This is a genomic window from Enterobacter sp. B79-1 (assembly GCF_057444735.1).
On the sequence record NZ_JBYAZJ010000007.1, the window covers coordinates 46,548 to 63,415 of the forward strand.

General features: G+C 57.7%; 16 protein-coding genes. 13 read left to right on the plus strand and 3 right to left on the minus strand.

The window, feature by feature from the left end; translation table 11 throughout:
• Position 1: 1 nt before the first annotated feature.
• The 3 genes from AC2T6E_RS17930 to AC2T6E_RS17940 are packed head-to-tail and all read left to right on the plus strand — an operon-like array spanning position 2 to position 3,432.
• Positions 2 to 943, plus strand: coding sequence for an ABC transporter permease (locus AC2T6E_RS17930; RefSeq protein WP_008500268.1), 942 nt, complete (start codon positions 2 to 4; stop codon positions 941 to 943).
• Between the two features lie 2 nt (positions 944 to 945).
• Positions 946 to 1,821: an ABC transporter permease gene (locus AC2T6E_RS17935; RefSeq protein WP_253179420.1), complete on the plus strand. Its 876-nt coding sequence runs from the start codon at positions 946 to 948 to the stop codon at positions 1,819 to 1,821.
• A gap of 9 nt (positions 1,822 to 1,830) precedes the next feature.
• Positions 1,831 to 3,432, plus strand: coding sequence for a gamma-glutamyltransferase family protein (locus AC2T6E_RS17940; protein WP_312960869.1), 1,602 nt, complete (start codon positions 1,831 to 1,833; stop codon positions 3,430 to 3,432).
• Between the two features lie 85 nt (positions 3,433 to 3,517).
• On the opposite strand, the gene AC2T6E_RS17945 is transcribed toward AC2T6E_RS17940, so the two are convergent.
• Together AC2T6E_RS17945 and fadE are read right to left on the minus strand one after the other, a co-directional pair.
• On the minus strand, positions 3,518 to 4,288 hold the full coding sequence (locus tag AC2T6E_RS17945; RefSeq protein ID WP_010427882.1) for an amidohydrolase: 771 nt from the start codon (positions 4,286 to 4,288) through the stop codon (positions 3,518 to 3,520).
• 108 nt (positions 4,289 to 4,396) lie between these two features.
• Positions 4,397 to 6,841 carry an acyl-CoA dehydrogenase FadE gene (fadE, locus tag AC2T6E_RS17950; RefSeq protein ID WP_460212530.1) on the minus strand — a complete coding sequence of 815 codons (2,445 nt, stop codon included), beginning with the start codon at positions 6,839 to 6,841 and terminating at the stop codon, positions 4,397 to 4,399.
• A 239-nt stretch (positions 6,842 to 7,080) separates the two neighbouring features.
• On the opposite strand from fadE, the gene lpcA reads away from it, so the two are divergent.
• Together lpcA and AC2T6E_RS17960 are read left to right on the plus strand one after the other, a co-directional pair.
• Positions 7,081 to 7,659 (plus strand): D-sedoheptulose 7-phosphate isomerase, encoded by a 579-nt coding sequence (gene lpcA, locus AC2T6E_RS17955; RefSeq protein ID WP_010427884.1) that lies wholly within the window; start codon positions 7,081 to 7,083, stop codon positions 7,657 to 7,659.
• Between the two features lie 150 nt (positions 7,660 to 7,809).
• Positions 7,810 to 8,577, plus strand: a complete 768-nt coding sequence (locus AC2T6E_RS17960; RefSeq protein WP_010427885.1) for a class II glutamine amidotransferase — start codon at positions 7,810 to 7,812, stop codon at positions 8,575 to 8,577.
• On the opposite strand, the gene dpaA is transcribed toward AC2T6E_RS17960, so the two are convergent.
• Positions 8,548 to 9,288: a peptidoglycan meso-diaminopimelic acid protein amidase gene (gene dpaA / locus AC2T6E_RS17965; protein WP_174340776.1), complete on the minus strand. Its 741-nt coding sequence runs from the start codon at positions 9,286 to 9,288 to the stop codon at positions 8,548 to 8,550. The two genes, AC2T6E_RS17960 and dpaA, sit on opposite strands and share 30 nt — an antisense overlap.
• Before the next feature lie 299 nt (positions 9,289 to 9,587).
• Here dpaA and AC2T6E_RS17970 point away from each other — a divergent pair, with 299 nt between their 5' ends.
• The 8 genes from AC2T6E_RS17970 to dinB all read left to right on the plus strand — a co-directional run bounded on the left by AC2T6E_RS17970 (position 9,588) and on the right by dinB (position 16,794).
• Positions 9,588 to 10,931, plus strand: a complete 1,344-nt coding sequence (locus AC2T6E_RS17970) for a Na(+)-translocating NADH-quinone reductase subunit A (protein WP_486692723.1) — start codon at positions 9,588 to 9,590, stop codon at positions 10,929 to 10,931.
• A 2-nt stretch (positions 10,932 to 10,933) separates the two neighbouring features.
• Positions 10,934 to 12,169 carry an NADH:ubiquinone reductase (Na(+)-transporting) subunit B gene (locus AC2T6E_RS17975; protein ID WP_460212532.1) on the plus strand — a complete coding sequence of 412 codons (1,236 nt, stop codon included), beginning with the start codon at positions 10,934 to 10,936 and terminating at the stop codon, positions 12,167 to 12,169.
• Complete coding sequence (locus tag AC2T6E_RS17980; protein WP_148400256.1) at positions 12,162 to 12,956, plus strand: Na(+)-translocating NADH-quinone reductase subunit C; 795 nt, start codon at positions 12,162 to 12,164, stop codon at positions 12,954 to 12,956. The genes AC2T6E_RS17975 and AC2T6E_RS17980 overlap by 8 nt, the downstream gene beginning before the upstream one ends.
• Positions 12,949 to 13,587, plus strand: a complete 639-nt coding sequence (locus AC2T6E_RS17985) for an NADH:ubiquinone reductase (Na(+)-transporting) subunit D (protein ID WP_014882676.1) — start codon at positions 12,949 to 12,951, stop codon at positions 13,585 to 13,587. The genes AC2T6E_RS17980 and AC2T6E_RS17985 overlap by 8 nt, the downstream gene beginning before the upstream one ends.
• 6 nt (positions 13,588 to 13,593) lie before the next feature.
• Positions 13,594 to 14,190, plus strand: a complete 597-nt coding sequence (gene nqrE / locus AC2T6E_RS17990; RefSeq protein WP_003863217.1) for an NADH:ubiquinone reductase (Na(+)-transporting) subunit E — start codon at positions 13,594 to 13,596, stop codon at positions 14,188 to 14,190.
• Between the two features lie 10 nt (positions 14,191 to 14,200).
• A complete protein-coding gene (gene nqrF, locus AC2T6E_RS17995) occupies positions 14,201 to 15,424 on the plus strand; it encodes an NADH:ubiquinone reductase (Na(+)-transporting) subunit F (protein ID WP_089598130.1) in 1,224 nt (407 codons plus the stop codon).
• A 2-nt stretch (positions 15,425 to 15,426) separates the two neighbouring features.
• On the plus strand, positions 15,427 to 15,627 hold the full coding sequence (gene nqrM / locus AC2T6E_RS18000; protein WP_029484987.1) for a (Na+)-NQR maturation NqrM: 201 nt from the start codon (positions 15,427 to 15,429) through the stop codon (positions 15,625 to 15,627).
• A 108-nt stretch (positions 15,628 to 15,735) separates the two neighbouring features.
• Complete coding sequence (dinB, locus tag AC2T6E_RS18005) at positions 15,736 to 16,794, plus strand: DNA polymerase IV (protein WP_486692726.1); 1,059 nt, start codon at positions 15,736 to 15,738, stop codon at positions 16,792 to 16,794.
• Positions 16,795 to 16,868: the final 74 nt, after the last annotated feature.

Below are 16,868 nucleotides of genomic sequence, written 5' to 3' on the forward strand. Positions count from 1 at the left end.
CATGCTGGAACTGATTTGCAAACGTCTGCTGCTGGCCGTCCCGACGCTATTGCTGGTGAGCATGATGGTGTTCGGGCTGCAAAAGCTGCTGCCCGGCGACCCGCTGATCGCCATGGCCGGGGAGGAGCGCGACCCGGCGGTGATCGCCCAGCTGCGCGCGGAGCTGAACCTCGATGCGCCGATCCCCGTGCAGTATTTTCACTGGCTGACGCGGGCGCTGCAGGGCGATCTGGGCGTCTCCTTACGCACGCACGAACCGGTGACGCAGCTTATCGCCAGCAAGCTGCCGGTCACGCTGGAGCTGTCGCTGCTGGCGATGATTATCGCGCTGGTGTTTGGCATCAGCATGGGGATCCTCGCGGCGGTGAACAAAAACAGCTGGGTCGATCACGGGGCGAACTTCGTGGCGATCTCGGGGATCTCGATCCCGCACTTCTGGCTGGGGATCCTGCTGATTCTGGTCTTTTCGGTAAACCTGCAGTGGCTACCCGCGTCCGGCTACGTGCCGTTCAGTGAAGATCCGCTCCAGAACCTGCGCACGCTGCTGCTGCCCGCGTCCGTGCTCGGAACGGGGCTCGCGGCAACGCTGATGCGCCACACCCGCGCCTCGATGATTGCGGTACTGAAGGCGGACTACATTCGCACCGCGCGGGCGAAAGGGCTGCTGCCGAAGGCGGTGATCCTGAAGCACGCGTTCCGCAACGCGCTGGTGCCGGTGATCACCCTCACCACGCTGCTGTTCGGCGAACTGTTGGGCGGCGCGGTGCTGACCGAGCAGGTCTTCACCATTCCGGGCTTCGGCAAGATGATCGTCGACTCGGTATTCAACCGTGACTACGCGGTGGTGCAGGGCGTGGTGCTGATCGTGGCGATTGGCTTCCTGATGCTCAACCTGCTGGCCGACGTGCTCTACGTCCTTATCAACCCGAAAATGCGAGGTTAACCATGGCGGAACTGACAACGCAAACCGTTACCCCCGCGCTGCCGCGCGCGCAGAACCGGGTGCTGAAGAAATTCCTCGGCAATAAAAGCGCGGTGATTGGCGCGGTGGTCGTGGGGTTCTTTGTGCTGGTGGCGCTGCTGGCACCGTGGATTGCCCCGTTCGACCCGGTTAAAGCCAACTTTCTGGCGGTGCGCAAAGCGCCGTCGGCGATGTACTGGTTCGGCACCGACGAGCTGGGGCGCGACATTTTATCCCGCATTATCTGGGGGGCGCGCACCTCGCTGATGGCGGGCTGTATGTCTGTGGTGATTGCGGTGGTTATCGGCGTGCCGCTGGGGCTGATGGCGGGCTACTTCCAGAAGATGTGGGACGGGGTGATCTCGCGCTTTATCGAGGCGCTGCTGGCCTGTCCGTTCCTGATCATGGCGATCGCGCTGGGGGCATTTTTGGGCCCGAGCCTGACCAACGCGATGATCGCCATCGGTCTTTCGGCGATGCCGATCTTCGCCCGCCTGACGCGCGGCCAGGTGATCGCCATTCGCAACGAAGAGTACATCGACGGCGCGCGGGCGATTGGCCTGCCGGATCGCTGGATCATCATTAAATACGTCCTGCCAAACGTGATGTCACCGATCCTGGTGCAGGCCACGCTGGCGATTGCCTCGGCGATTATCGCCGAAGCCAGCCTGTCGTTTTTAGGGCTGGGACAGCAGCCGCCCAATCCGTCCTGGGGGTCCATGCTCAATACCGCGAAAGGGTTTCTTGAGCAGGCGCCGTGGATGTCCGTGTTCCCCGGCGTGGCGATTTTCCTTGCCGTGCAGGGCTTTAATTTACTCGGCGACGGGCTGCGCGATGCGCTCGATCCGCGCCACGACTAAGGAGTCATGATGACCAAAGCGCTTGATTTTACGTCCGGTTACGCTTCACGACGCCCGCCGATGCTGGGCCATAACGCGGTTGCGACATCGCAGCCGCTGGCGGCACAGGCAGGCATGAAGATGCTGCAGCTGGGCGGGAATGCCGTGGATGCGGCCATTGCCACCGCGATGGCGCTGACGGTGGTTGAGCCGACCGGCAACGGGATCGGCAGCGACGCCTTTGCCATCGTCTGGGACGGTGAAAAGCTGCACGGCCTGAACGCGTCCGGTCGTTCGCCTGCGAGCTGGCATGCGGATCTGTTTGCCGGTAAAACCGCGGTGCCGGAAATAGGCTGGGACGCGGTGACCGTGCCGGGGGCGGTATCCGGCTGGGTCGCGCTGGCGGAACGCTTCGGCACGCTGCCGCTGACCACGCTGGCGCAGCCCGCCATTGACTATGCGCGCAACGGCTTCCCGGTCTCCCCGCTGATTGGCCATCTCTGGCAGCGCGGCTATAACAAGCTGAAGGATCAGCCGGGCTTCAGCGCCTGCTTCGCACCGGAAGGCCGCGCCCCGCGCGTGGGGGAAATCTTCCGTAACCCGGCGCAGGCGAACTCGCTGGAGCTGATTGCGAAAACCAACGGCGACGCGTTTTATCGCGGCGAGCTGGCGCAGAAAATCGCCGCTTTTGCCAAAGAGCACGGCGCGCACCTGACGGCTGAGGATCTGGCAAACCACCGCGTGGACTGGGTCCAGCTGCTGTCGCGCGACTTCGCGGGCGGTTCGGTGCAGGAGCTGCCGCCAAACGGCCAGGGGATCGCCACGCTGATTGCGCTGGGCATTCTTGAGCAGTGCGGCATTGAGAAGCATCATCCGGATTCCGTGCAGTCTCTTCATCTCTCCATCGAGGCGATGAAGCTGGCGCTGGCGGATCTCGACCGCTACGTGGCGGATGAAGAACACATGGCGTTCGCGGCGAAAGAGCTGCTGAGCGACCCTTATCTGAAGTCGCGCGCCGCGCTTATCGACCACGATAAAGCCTCTGATTTTGTCTACGGCTCCCCGACGCAGAGCGGCACGGTCTACATCAGCACCGCCGACGCCAGCGGGATGATGGTCTCGTTTATTCAGTCCAACTATATGGGCTTTGGATCAGGCATCGTGGTGCCGGACACCGGGATCAGCCTGCAAAACCGGGGCTGCGGGTTTGTGCTGGATCCACATCACCCGAACGCGCTGGCGGGCAGCAAGCGTCCGTTCCATACCATCATTCCGGGCTTTGCGATGGACGGCAACGGCCAGCCGCTGATGTCCTTTGGCGTGATGGGCGGCCCGATGCAGGCGCAGGGGCACATGCAGATGGCGCTGCGCATTATGCTGCACGGACAAAACCCGCAGGCGGCGATTGACGCCCCGCGCTGGCGCGTGGTGCAGGGCAGGGAGGTGATCGTTGAATCAACGTTCGATCGCAATACGATTGCCGCGCTGCGCGAACGGGGGCATCAGATCGTGGTGGAAGATCCGCTTCAGGATTACAACTTCGGCGGTGCGCAGGTGATTTACCGCCTGCCGGAAGGGCACTACGTGGCCGCGACGGAAAGCCGCAAAGACGGGCAGGCGTTGGTGAGTTAATTAACGCCCGGTGGCGCTGCGCTGACCGGGCCTACGCTGTGCTCTATGTAGGCCGGGTAAGGCGTAGCCGCCACCCGGCTTTTTTTCACCCAATACTGAACGGATCCGCATCCTGCCACGCCGGAAACTTCTCCCGATACTCCTTCAGCGCCGTCAACGACAGCTCGGCATCAATACGCGTCGCCTGATGCGGCTCGGCGGTGGCAATAATTTCTCCCTGCGGATTCACCACCCGGCTGTCGCCGCGGTAGTGATGCCCGTTGCCGTCGGTTCCCACGCGGTTACAGCCCACCACGTACGCCTGGTTCTCTATAGCGCGCGCCGCCAGCAGCGTCTGCCAGTGCAGCGAACGCGGCGCAGGCCAGTTGGCGACGTACAGCGCCAGGTCGTAATCGTTGCGGTTGCGCGACCACACCGGGAAGCGCAGGTCGTAGCAGACCAGCGGCAAAATACGCCAGCCGCGCCACTCGAACACCACGCGTTCGTTACCCGCTTCATAGTGATGGTGCTCATCCGCCATGCGGAACAGGTGGCGTTTATCGTAGAAGTGCACCTTTCCTTCCGGCTCCACCAGCAGGAAGCGGTTCACCGGTCCGCGTTCGGTTTGTAGCGCGGCGCTACCGGCAATGAGCGCGTTGGTCTCCTGCGCTTTGGTCTGCATCCAGGCGACCACCTCGTCCTGAGGCATCGACTGTTTCGCCGCTTCCATGGCGAAGCCGGTAGTGAACATCTCCGGCAGGACAATCACATCACGCCCGGTAATCTCTTCCAGTTGACGATCAAAGTGGCGCAGGTTGGCGGGGCCATCCATCCACACTAAAGGTTGCTGCAAAATCGAAATCTTCAAACCAGGCACGATACAGACTCCTCAAAAGACCGCTTTTTGACACTGTAGCACGTCATTACGAGAAAATGTGGCAATAAAAAACCCCGCGCGAGGCGGGGTTTGTACAAGCGAAACGCGTTACGCTGCTTCAGGTTTGCGGTGCTTCTCCGGGAGCTTTACCGGCTGCGTCGCCAGCTCGTCCGGTTCGAAATCATCCACGTTAATACTGCGCAGACGGCTCTCTTCGGCTTTCACCAGCAGAGCGGCTTCATCTTTATTGATAATGCCACCGGCCAGCGCCTGTTTTGCCAGTTCGTCCAGACGGGTAAACGGCAGGTTTTTGCCCAGCTGTTTACAGATCTTCTGGTGAATCGGATCGGCGGCCATCACGTCCAGCAGCGCCTCTTCCAGCAGTCCCACCGGGTTATGCGGCGTCGGCTCAAGATACTGACCACGACCGATACGGGAGCGGGTTGCGCTCGGTACCTGCAGGATCTTCGCTACCTTGTGGTCCAGCTTGTCGGACGGTGCCAGATGGTGACGTCCGGTTGGGAAGATCACCGCGCGCAGGGCACCCGCCACGAAGCGGCTCGGGAAGTTCGCCAGCAGGTCGTCAATCGCCTGTTCGGCCTGATACATCGCATCCTGCACGCCCCAGTGCACCAGCGGCAGATCCGCTTCCTGACGGCCTTCGTCGTCGTAGCGCTTCAGGACCGCCGAGGCCAGGAAGATCTGGCTCAGTACGTCGCCCAGACGGGCAGAGATACGTTCGCGACGCTTCAGGCTACCGCCCAGCACCGCCATGGAGACGTCAGACAGCAGAGCCAGGTTGGCGCTCAGTCGGTTCAGATGCTGGTAGTAACGTTTGGTCGCATCGCCGGTTGGCGTCGCGCTGGTGAGGCCGCGCGTCAGGCCCAGCCAGAAGCTGCGCACCTTGTTGCTGCCCACGTGACCGATATGTTTGAACAGCAGCTTATCGAAGGCATCCACGTCGTTGTTCTGCGCGGCGGCCATCTCTTCCAGCACGTACGGATGGCAGCGAATTGCGCCCTGACCGAAGATCATCATGCTGCGGGTCAGGATGTTTGCCCCTTCCACGGTGATGGCAATCGGTGCGCCCTGATAGCCGCGCGCCAGGAAGTTGCCTTCGCCGAGCATAATGCCTTTACCGCCTGCAATATCCATCGCGTCAATGATCGACTGCTGCGCGCGGTGGGTACAGTGGTACTTCACAATTGCGGACAGCACGGCCGGTTTTTCACCCAGCATAATGCCGTAGGTAATCAGAGAAGCAGCGGCATCCATCACGTAGGCATTGCCCGCGATACGCGCCAGCGGCTCTTCGATACCTTCCATCTTGCCGATGGAGATTTTGAACTGACGGCGGATGTGGGCGTACGCACCAATCCCCATCGCTACCGACTTCAGACCGCCGGTTGAGTTCGACGGCAGGGTAATGCCGCGACCCACAGACAGACATTCCACCAGCATACGCCAGCCCTGACCGGCCATTTTCGGACCGCCGATGATGTAGTCAATCGGCACGAAGATATCCTGGCCGCGGGTTGGACCGTTCTGGAACGGCACGTTCAGCGGGAAGTGACGACGACCAATTTCAACGCCTGGGGTAGAGGTTGGGATCAGCGCACAGGTAATGCCCAGATCTTCATCGCCGCCCAGCAGTTTTTCCGGGTCAGAGAGCTTAAAGGCCAGACCCAGTACGGTGGCGATAGGCGCCAGGGTGATATAACGCTTGTTCCAGGTCAGGCGCATGCCAAGCACCTGTTCACCCTGCCATTCGCCCATGCAGACCACGCCGGTATCCGGGATCGCGCCTGCATCGGAGCCCGCTTCCGGGCTGGTCAGCGCGAAGCAAGGGATTTCCTGACCGCGTGCCAGACGCGGCAGGTAGTGATCTTTTTGCTCTTCGGTACCGTAATGCTGCAGCAGTTCGCCCGGGCCTAAGGAGTTAGGCACGCCAACGGTAATCGCCAGGATCCCGGAAACGCCCGCCAGCTTTTGCAGGACGCGAGCCTGAGCGTAAGCGGAGAACTCCAGACCGCCGTACTCTTTCTTGATGATCATCGCGAAGAAGCGATGTTCTTTCAGATATGCCCACAGCTCTGGCGGCAGATCGGCCATTTCATGGGTGATGGCAAAGTCGTTTGCCATGCGGCACGCCTCTTCCACCGGGCCGTCAATAAAGGCCTGCTCTTCAGCGGTCAGACGCGGCTGCGGATAGTTGTGCAGCTTTTTCCAGTCAGGATTGCCCTGGAACAAATCGCCTTCCCACCAGGTGGTGCCCGCATCAATCGCTTCTTTCTCAGTGCGTGACATTGGCGGCATCACTTTGCGGAAGCCTTTAAACACCGGCGCGGAGATCATCGACTTACGCATCGGTGCCAGGTTAAACGGCAGAAGAATGATGGCAAGAGGGACTAAAAGCCAGATATTCCAGAGACCTGCGACGCCAAGCGCAGCCGTCCAGGCCAGAAGAATCAGGCTGCTCAGGAATAAACTTACGCGGTGATAGAACAGCACACCGAGCAGTACAACGGTTGCGAGAATGCTCAAAATCATCATAAAGAAAAGCTCCCTTGCTTGTAGGAGGTCTGACCACTTGTGATGATATGGTTGTAGTTGATGTAAATTCCTTTAGCAATGTGTTTACAAAATAATTACAACCTGGTTCACATTGTTCGCGTTTTCGTCGGCACGAAAAAACAAAACGCCGGACGATTCGCATGGCTTTAGCTTCTCGCTTTTGACGCTATCCGGTACACTCCACTGTGTTATTTCATCAATACTGAAGGATTATCCTCATGTACCAGGATCTTATTCGTAACGAACTGAACGAAGCGGCGGAAACGCTGGCGAACTTTCTGAAAGATGATGCCAATATTCACGCTATTCAGCGCGCAGCGGTCCTGCTGGCCGACAGCTTCAAAGCCGGTGGCAAAGTGCTCTCCTGCGGTAACGGTGGCTCCCACTGTGACGCCATGCACTTCGCCGAAGAGCTGACCGGACGCTATCGCGAAAACCGTCCGGGCTACCCGGCGATTGCGATTTCCGACGTGAGCCACATCTCCTGCGTAGGCAACGACTTCGGTTACGACCACATCTTCTCCCGCTACGTTGAAGCGGTAGGCCGTGAAGGCGACGTGCTGCTGGGGATCTCGACCTCTGGCAACTCCGGCAACGTGATCAAAGCGATCGCCGCCGCGCGTGAAAAAGGGATGAAAGTCATCACCCTGACAGGTAAAGATGGCGGTAAGATGGACGGTACAGCGGACGTTGAAATCCGCGTTCCGCACTTCGGTTATGCTGACCGTATTCAGGAAATTCACATCAAAGTGATCCATATCCTGATCCAACTGATCGAAAAAGAGATGGTTAAGTAAGAAGGCTATTTTATTTGCCATTTTGAATCCGGGCAGTGCTCGAAATCCTCACGTACTACGTGTACGCTCCGGTTTCTGCGCGCTGTCCGAATCCAAACTGGCTGCAACAATTACGCCTTCCCGCGTTAAGGCGTTTTGTGGAGGTGTTGTATGTGCGAACTGCTCGGGATGAGCGCTAATGTGCCAACCGATATCTGCTTTAGTTTCACCGGGCTGGTTCAGCGCGGTGGAGGAACCGGGCCGCATAAAGACGGCTGGGGCATCACCTTCTACGAAGGCAAAGGGTGTCGCACGTTCAAAGATCCACAGCCCAGCTTCAACTCACCGATTGCCAAACTGGTGCAGGACTACCCCATCAAGTCCCGCTCGGTGATCGCCCACATCCGTCAGGCAAACCGCGGCGAAGTGGCGCTGGAAAATACCCATCCGTTTACCCGTGAACTGTGGGGCCGTAACTGGACCTACGCGCACAACGGGCAGCTTACGGGCTATAAGTCGCTGGAGACGGGCAATTTCCGCCCGGTCGGCGAAACGGACAGCGAAAAAGCCTTCTGCTGGCTGCTGCACAAGCTGACGGAGCGCTATCCCCGCACGCCCGGCAACATGGCCGCCGTATTCAAATATATCGCGACGCTGGCGTCTGAACTGCGTGAAAAAGGCGTGTTCAACATGCTGCTTTCTGACGGGCGCTATGTGATGGCGTTCTGCTCAACGAATCTGTTCTGGATCACCCGCCGCGCGCCGTTTGGCGTTGCGACGCTGCTCGATCAGGATGTGGAGATAGACTTTCAGAAGGAGACCACACCGAACGATGTGGTCACTGTTATCGCAACGCAGCCGCTGACGGGCAACGAAACCTGGCAAAAGATTATGCCAGGCGAGTGGGTGCTATTTTGTCTCGGGGACCGTGTAATTTGACGCCAGCTGCGGGTGGACGACTTCGTGGCTCAGCGGCTTGCTGACCACGTAACGACCATCGACGATAGAGACCACCGGTGGCTTGCGGGTCTGCTCAAAGTAGTCGTAACCTGGCTTCAGCTGTTTCCAGAAATCCGCGTAGTAGGAGTACTTATGACGCGCCATGTTGGCGTCCGTCATGCGGAACGGATAGATGCTGACCTGTACGTTAGGCTGCCCAAAGACCAGCGCGCCCGTGACAAACTGGAAAATCTCATCAATGCCGGAGTCGGTCATCGCATAACAGCCGACAGACACGCAGGCACCGTGGATCATCAGGTATTTACCTTCATAACCGTGTGCACGGTCATAGGCATTCGGGAAGCCAATGTTAATGGCTTTATAGAAGCGGCTGTCAGGTTTTAGCTGACTACGCTGAACATTGTAAAACCCTTCCGGACTTTTGAAATCGCCCTGACGCTGTTTTGGCCCCAGACCACCGGAGTAGTTACAAATTTTGTAACTATCAAGCAGCTGATATGTCTCGCCCATTTTCACAAACAGATCGAGAGTGCGTTCTTCCTTGAAGATTTGAATATAAACCGGGGATCCCATCAGCTGTTGTTTATATTCTTTGCTAACCGGTGTCGTTGAGCTATTACTGCTGAGCAGTCCGGCAAACGACATGCACGGCATCAGAAGCATCGCAATGAACAATGCGATTTTACGCATACTACTAGTTCCTTGATAAAACCATGACCAAATTGCCAGGACGGCAAAAGAGACCCGAAATCAGATTAATCTGGACAGGAGCGCTCACATTAGCACCGATAAAGATTTTCGCAAGAGCCAACCTTTGTGTTTACAAATTAGTTTTACTTTATAACCCATTCAAATCGCCCTGACTCCAGGAACTTTGCGTAATAGCTCGCATTTTGGCGCCCCAGGAGGCGGATCTTCTGCCCCCTCAGGGACGAAAATGGTACACTTCACCCCCTCTGGATTGTTGTTCATGGATACCTGCTAACTACATGTTTAGAATAAGAAAAGGACTTGATCTGCCTATTTCCGGTGTGCCCGATCAGCACGTCGCACAAGGGGCCAGCGTTCGCCATGTCGCTATTTTGGGCGACGATTATGTGGGGATGCGCCCGGCGATGCTGGTGCAAGAGGGCGATCGCGTCATAAAAGGCCAGGCGCTCTTCGAGGATAAAAAAAATCCGGGCGTCTTGTTTACGGCCCCGGCCAGCGGCACCGTTGTGGCGATTCATCGCGGTGAACGCCGCGTGCTGCAATCCGTTGTGATCCGTCTTGAAGGCGATGAGCAGCGCGAGTTTGCACGTTTTGATGTGGCCGACCTCGCGACACTCAGCCGCGAATCCGTGCATGCGCAGCTGCTGGCGTCGGGGTTGTGGACATCACTTCGCACCCGCCCCTTTAGCAAGTCACCGGTTCCGGGAACCGTACCGGCGGCTATTTTCGTTACCGCCATCGACACCAATCCGCTCGGTGCGGATCCGCAGCCTATTATCCTGGCGCAGCGCAAGGCGTTTGATGCCGGGTTGACCCTTTTAACGCGCCTTACACCCGGGAAAGTTCATGTCTGCCAGGCGAGCGGTGGCAAGCTTGGCGGCCATCCGCAGGGGCAGGTCACGTTTAATGAGTTTGCTGGCCCGCATCCGGCGGGGCTGGTTGGCACACACATCCACTTCCTTGAACCGGTGAGCCTGACAAAACAGGTCTGGCATCTGAATTATCAGGATGTGATTGCCATAGGTACGCTCTTTACCACGGGTGAGCTGTGTGCAGAACGCACGATCGCCATTGGTGGACCGCAGGCGACAAACCCACGTCTGGTGAAGACGCTATTAGGTGCAGATATCAATGAGCTGCTGACCGATGAAACCAAAGCGGGTGAAAACCGCCTGATTTCCGGTTCGGTACTCAGTGGCCGTCATGCCGTTGCCGCGCAGGCTTATCTGGGGCGCTTCCATCTGCAGGTGAGCATCGTTCAGGAAGGGCGTGAGAAAGAGCTGTTCGGCTGGGTTCTGCCTGGTGCAGAAAAATACTCCGTCACCCGCACCACGCTGGGTCACTTCCTGCGCCGTAAGCTTTTCAACTTCTCCACCAGCACCCACGGCGGTGAGCGTGCGATGGTACCCATTGGTAACTACGAGCGCGTAATGCCGCTGGATATTCTGCCTACCGTGCTGCTGCGCGATCTCCTTGCTGGCGATACCGACGGCGCGCAGGCGCTGGGCTGCCTGGAGCTGGACGAAGAAGATCTGGCGCTCTGTACCTATGTGTGTCCAGGCAAATACGAATACGGACCCGTATTGCGCGAGGTGTTAACCCGCATTGAGCAGGAAGGATAACGATGGGCTTAAAACACCTCTTTGAAAAAATTGAGCCGCACTTTACCGAAGGGAAGCTCAAAAAGTACTACCCGCTGTATGAAGCGACAACGACCATTTTCTACACGCCGGGGCTGGTGACGAAAGGGGCGGCGCACGTGCGCGACGCCATCGATCTCAAGCGAATGATGATCCTGGTATGGTTTGCCGTCTTCCCGGCCATGTTCTGGGGCATGTACAACGTCGGCTTGCAGACCATTCCGGCACTGCACCACATGTACGATGCACAGCAGCTGGCGCAGGTGATCCAGTCCGACTGGCATTACCGTCTGGCGCAGTCGCTGGGGGTAAGCTTTGCGCCCGACGCGGGCTGGCTGAGTATGATGACGCTGGGCGCGGTATTCTTCCTGCCAATCTATATCACGGTCTTTATCGTGGGCGGCTTCTGGGAAGTGCTGTTTGCCATTATTCGCAAACATGAGATCAACGAAGGCTTCTTCGTGACCTCTATTCTGTTTGCCCTGATTGTTCCCCCGACGCTGCCGCTCTGGCAGGCGGCGCTGGGCATCAGTTTCGGCGTGGTGATTGCCAAAGAGATCTTCGGCGGGACCGGACGCAACTTCCTCAACCCGGCACTGGCGGGGCGCGCGTTCCTGTTCTTTGCTTACCCGGCGCAGATCTCCGGCGACCTGGTGTGGACGGCAGCCGACGGTTTCTCCGGCGCAACGCCGCTTTCACAGTGGGCGGCAGGCGGCGGCGAAACGTTGGTTAACAATGCTACCGGCCAGCCGGTCACCTGGTTCGATGCCTTTATAGGCAACATTCCGGGTTCCATTGGCGAAGTGTCTACCCTGATGATTTTGCTTGGCGGGGCCATCATTCTGTTTGGTCGTGTGGCCTCCTGGCGCATCGTCGCAGGCGTCATGCTCGGCATGGTGCTGACCGCAACGCTGTTCAATCTCATTGGTTCAAGCACTAACCCGATGTTCTCCATGCCGTGGTACTGGCACCTTGTGCTGGGAGGCTTTGCGTTCGGCATGATGTTCATGGCGACCGATCCCGTCTCGGCCTCGTTTACCGATAGAGGTAAATGGTGTTACGGCGCGCTCATCGGCGTGATGTGTGTCCTGATTCGCGTGGTCAACCCGGCCTATCCGGAAGGGATGATGTTGGCCATTCTGTTTGCCAACCTGTTTGCGCCGCTGTTCGACTATCTGGTCGTGCGTGCCAACATTAAGCGGAGGAAGGCGCGTGGCTGAGGTTAAAAATAACGACAGCATCAGCAAAACGCTGCTGGTGGTGCTGGTACTGTGTCTGGTCTGTTCCATTGTGGTTGCGGGGTCTGCCGTGGGGTTAAAACCGCTGCAGCAGGAGCAACGCGCGCTGGATAAACAGCGTAACATTCTCGCCGTGGCCGGGCTGATGCAGGAAGGCATGACGAAGGACGACGTCGCAGACGTGTTTGCCGAACGTATTACCGCGCGGCTGGTGGATCTAAAAACCGGTGAGCTGATGGATAAAGACCCGGCGAAGTATAACCAGGCGCTGGCGCTGAAAGATCCGCAGATGAGCACCGTGCTTGACGCATCGCAGGATCCGGCAGGTATAAAGCGCCGCAGCAACATTGCGGAGATCTACCTGGTGCGTGACGAGCAAAAACGCGTACAGGAAGTGGTTTTGCCGATTTACGGCAACGGGCTGTGGTCAATGATGTATGCCTTTGTGGCACTGGATACCGATGGCCGCACGGTCAAAGGCATTACCTATTACGATCAGGGCGAAACGCCAGGGCTGGGTGGCGAAGTTGAGAACCCTAACTGGCGGGCACAGTTTGTCGGCAAAAAAGTGCTCGACGATAGCGGTCAGCCTGCTCTGAGAGTCGTGAAAGGGGGGGCGCGTCCCGGGGATGAATTCGCCGTTGACGGCCTTTCAGGGGCGACGCTCACCTCAAACGGGGTGCAGCACAGTTTTGATTTCTGGATGGGCGAACTTGGCTTTGGTCCTTTCCTGAAAAACGTACGTGAAGGAGCGCTGAATAATGGCTGATACGGGTGAACTGAAAGAAGTCAAAAAGGTGCTCATTGGCCCGCTGCTCGCCAATAACCCGATCACGCTGCAGGTGCTGGGTGTCTGCTCAGCCCTGGCGGTGACGACCAAGCTGGAAACGGCGGTGGTGATGACGCTGGCGGTCACGCTGGTCACGGCGTTCTCCAGCATGTTTATCTCGATGATCCGCCACCACATCCCCAACAGCGTGAGGATCATCGTGCAGATGGCGATCATCGCCTCGCTGGTGATCGTGGTCGATCAGCTGCTGCGCGCTTTTGCCTACGAAACATCAAAACAGCTTTCGGTGTTTGTCGGGTTGATTATCACCAACTGTATCGTGATGGGCCGCGCAGAAGCTTACGCCATGAAGATGCCGCCGCTCGCGAGCTTTATGGACGGTATCGGCAACGGCCTCGGCTACGGCGTGATCCTCCTGACGGTAGGGTTCCTGCGCGAGCTGATTGGCAGCGGCAAGCTGTTTGGCATCACGGTGCTGGACACGGTGCAGAACGGCGGCTGGTATCTGCCGAACGGCCTGTTCCTGCTCGCGCCAAGCGCATTTTTCATTATCGGTTTGCTGATCTGGCTGATTCGTACGTTGAAGCCTGAACAGCAGGAAAAGGAGTAACCGACAATGGCTCATTACCTGAGTTTATTTGTGCGCGCGGTGTTTGTTGAAAACATGGCGCTCGCGTTTTTCCTCGGCATGTGTACATTTCTTGCCGTGTCTAAAAAGGTCTCCACGGCATTTGGCCTGGGCGTGGCGGTCACCGTTGTGTTGGGGCTTTCGGTTCCGATTAACAACCTGGTGTTCAACTTCGTGCTGCGGGACGGCGCGCTAGTGGAAGGGGTCGATCTCAGCTTCCTCAACTTCATCACCTTTATCGGCGTGATCGCGGCGCTGGTGCAAATCCTTGAGATGATCCTCGATAAGTATTTCCCGTCGCTGTACAACGCGCTGGGGATCTTCCTGCCGCTGATCGCGGTGAACTGCGCCATCTTCGGCGGCGTCTCGTTTATGGTTCAGCGCGATTACAACTTCAGCGAATCCGTGGTCTATGGCTTCGGTTCCGGCATCGGCTGGATGCTGGCGATTGTGACCATGGCGGGGATCCGCGAAAAAATGAAATATGCCAACGTGCCTGCGGGTCTGCGTGGCTTAGGGATCACCTTTATCACCACCGGCCTGATGGCGTTGGGCTTTATGTCCTTCTCCGGTGTGCAGCTATAAGGGCTAACAGATGGAAATTATTCTTGGCGTGGTGATGTTCACGCTGATTGTTCTGGTGCTGTCAGGGCTGATTCTGGCGGCGCGTGCGAAGCTGGTGAACGCTGGTGATGTCATTATTGATATCAACGATGACCCGCAAAATCAGATCCGTACCCCGGCAGGGGACAAACTGCTCAATACGCTCTCGGGCAATGGGATCTTTGTCTCGTCAGCCTGCGGCGGCGGTGGCTCATGCGGGCAGTGCCGTGTGACGGTGAAAGAGGGCGGCGGTGATATCCTGCCAACTGAACTTTCCCATATCACGAAGCGTGAAGCGAAAGAGGGGTGCCGTCTCGCCTGTCAGGTCGCGGTGCGCCAGAACATGAAGATTGAGCTGCCGGAAGAGATCTTCGGCGTCAAAAAATGGGAGTGCGAGGTTATCTCTAACGATAACAAAGCCACCTTCATTAAAGAGCTTAAGCTGCGTGTCCCTGAAGGAGAGAGCGTTCCGTTCCGCGCGGGCGGGTATATCCAGATTGATTGTCCGGCGCACACCGTGGCGTATGCCGACTTCGACGTGCCCGAGGAGTATCGGGCCGACTGGGACAAATTCAATCTCTTCCGCTTTGTTTCCGAAGTAAAAGAGCCGACGTTGCGTGCTTACTCCATGGCTAACTATCCGGAAGAGAAGGGCATTATCATGCTCAACGTGCGTATCGCCACGCCGCCGCCGAATGTGCCGAATGCACCGCCGGGCGTGATGTCGTCGTATATCTGGTCCCTTAAGCCAGGCGACAAAGTGACGATCTCCGGTCCGTTCGGTGAGTTCTTTGCCAAAGATACCGACGCGGAAATGGTCTTTATCGGTGGCGGTGCCGGTATGGCCCCGATGCGCTCGCACATTTTTGACCAGCTCAAACGTCTAAGCAGCAAGCGTAAAATCAGCTTCTGGTACGGGGCACGCTCCCTGCGCGAGATGTTCTACGACGACGAGTTTGAACAGCTGGCGCGTGAAAACCCTAACTTTACCTTCCACGTGGCGCTTTCCGATCCGCAGCCGGAAGATAACTGGACGGGCTATACGGGCTTCATCCACAACGTGCTGTACGAAAACTACCTCAAACAGCACCCGGCACCGGAAGACTGCGAGTTCTATATGTGTGGTCCGCCGATGATGAACGCCGCCGTGATTAAGATGCTTAAAGATCTTGGCGTCGAAGATGAGAACATCATGCTTGATGATTTTGGAGGCTGATGATGCTGACGTTTCTGGCAACATTCGCGGTGTTTGTGCTGGTGGTGCTCGGCATGTCGTTAGGCTGGATCATCAAGCGTAAAAGCATTCAGGGCAGCTGTGGCGGTATTTCATCCCTTGGGATGGAAAAGGTGTGCGATTGCCCGGAACCGTGCGATGCACGGAAAAAAAGAATGGCCCGCGAGCAGCAGCGCATCATTTAAGTGTATGTGAGCCGGGTAAGGCAAAGCCGCCACCCGGCGTTTTCACATCTGCTTCTCAATCCTCATTTATTTACTGTATACTTATCCAGTAATGAGTGAGGGCTTACTATGCGCAAAATAATCCATGTCGATATGGACTGCTTTTTTGCCGCAGTGGAGATGCGTGACAACCCGGCGCTGCGGGATATTCCCATCGCCATTGGCGGCAGCCGCGTGCAGCGCGGTGTGATCAGCACCGCCAACTATCCCGCGCGCAAATTTGGCGTGCGCAGCGCCATGCCGACTGCGATGGCCTTAAAGCTTTGCCCTCATCTCACGCTCCTGCCCGGTCGGTTTGATGCTTATAAAGAGGCCTCAATTCATATTCGTGAAATCTTCTCCCGCTACACCTCACTGATAGAACCGCTGTCGCTGGACGAAGCCTATCTGGATGTGACCGACAGTGTGCATTGCCACGGATCCGCCACGCTGATGGCCCAGGAGATCCGCCAGACGATATTCAACGAACTGAACCTGACCGCATCGGCGGGCGTCGCGCCCGTGAAATTCCTCGCTAAAATCGCCTCCGATTTAAATAAACCTAACGGTCAGTTCGTCATCACCCCTGAAGAGATGCCTGCGTTTTTGAAAACGCTGCCGCTCGGCAAAATACCCGGCGTGGGGAAAGTCTCCGCCGCAAAGCTTGAAAGCATGGGGCTACGGACCTGCGAAGACGTGCAGCGAAGCGATCTCGCCATGCTGCTTAAGCGCTTTGGAAAGTTTGGTCGCGTGCTGTGGGAGCGCAGCCAGGGCATTGACGATCGCGATGTGAACAGCGAACGGCTACGGAAATCCGTCGGCGTTGAGCGCACCCTCATTGAAGATATTCATGACTGGTCCGAGTGCGAGGCCATTATCACGGAACAGCTTTACCCTGAGCTGGAGCGACGCTTAACCAAGGTGAAGCCGGACCTGCTGATCGCCCGTCAGGGCATCAAGCTAAAATTCAACGATTTCCAGCAGACCACGCAGGAACACGTCTGGCCGCGTCTGAATAAAGACGATCTGATTGCGACCGCAAAAAAGGCATGGGAAGAGCGCCGGGGCGGGCGAGGGGTGAGGCTGGTGGGATTGCACGTCACGCTGCTGGACCCGCAGCTGGAAAGACAGCTGGTATTGGGATTGTAAAAAAGCCCGGTGCGCTACGCTTACCGGGCCTATGTTTTTCACGCTCTCCTTGTGGGAGAGGGCTGGGGTGAGGG

Bases quoted from the DNA above. Each gene is read 5' to 3' on its own strand.
- AC2T6E_RS17930 (WP_008500268.1), top strand. From the start codon at position 2: ATGCTGGAACTGATTTGCAAACGTCTGCTGCTGGCCGTCCCGACGCTA.
- AC2T6E_RS17935 (WP_253179420.1), top strand. From the start codon at position 946: ATGGCGGAACTGACAACGCAAACCGTTACCCCCGCGCTGCCGCGCGCG.
- AC2T6E_RS17940 (WP_312960869.1), top strand. From the start codon at position 1,831: ATGACCAAAGCGCTTGATTTTACGTCCGGTTACGCTTCACGACGCCCG.
- fadE (WP_460212530.1), bottom strand. From the start codon at position 6,841: ATGATGATTTTGAGCATTCTCGCAACCGTTGTACTGCTCGGTGTGCTG.
- lpcA (WP_010427884.1), top strand. From the start codon at position 7,081: ATGTACCAGGATCTTATTCGTAACGAACTGAACGAAGCGGCGGAAACG.
- AC2T6E_RS17960 (WP_010427885.1), top strand. From the start codon at position 7,810: ATGTGCGAACTGCTCGGGATGAGCGCTAATGTGCCAACCGATATCTGC.
- dpaA (WP_174340776.1), bottom strand. From the start codon at position 9,288: ATGCGTAAAATCGCATTGTTCATTGCGATGCTTCTGATGCCGTGCATG.
- AC2T6E_RS17970 (WP_486692723.1), top strand. From the start codon at position 9,588: ATGTTTAGAATAAGAAAAGGACTTGATCTGCCTATTTCCGGTGTGCCC.
- AC2T6E_RS17975 (WP_460212532.1), top strand. From the start codon at position 10,934: ATGGGCTTAAAACACCTCTTTGAAAAAATTGAGCCGCACTTTACCGAA.
- AC2T6E_RS17985 (WP_014882676.1), top strand. From the start codon at position 12,949: ATGGCTGATACGGGTGAACTGAAAGAAGTCAAAAAGGTGCTCATTGGC.
- nqrE (WP_003863217.1), top strand. From the start codon at position 13,594: ATGGCTCATTACCTGAGTTTATTTGTGCGCGCGGTGTTTGTTGAAAAC.
- nqrF (WP_089598130.1), top strand. From the start codon at position 14,201: ATGGAAATTATTCTTGGCGTGGTGATGTTCACGCTGATTGTTCTGGTG.
- nqrM (WP_029484987.1), top strand. From the start codon at position 15,427: ATGCTGACGTTTCTGGCAACATTCGCGGTGTTTGTGCTGGTGGTGCTC.
- dinB (WP_486692726.1), top strand. From the start codon at position 15,736: ATGCGCAAAATAATCCATGTCGATATGGACTGCTTTTTTGCCGCAGTG.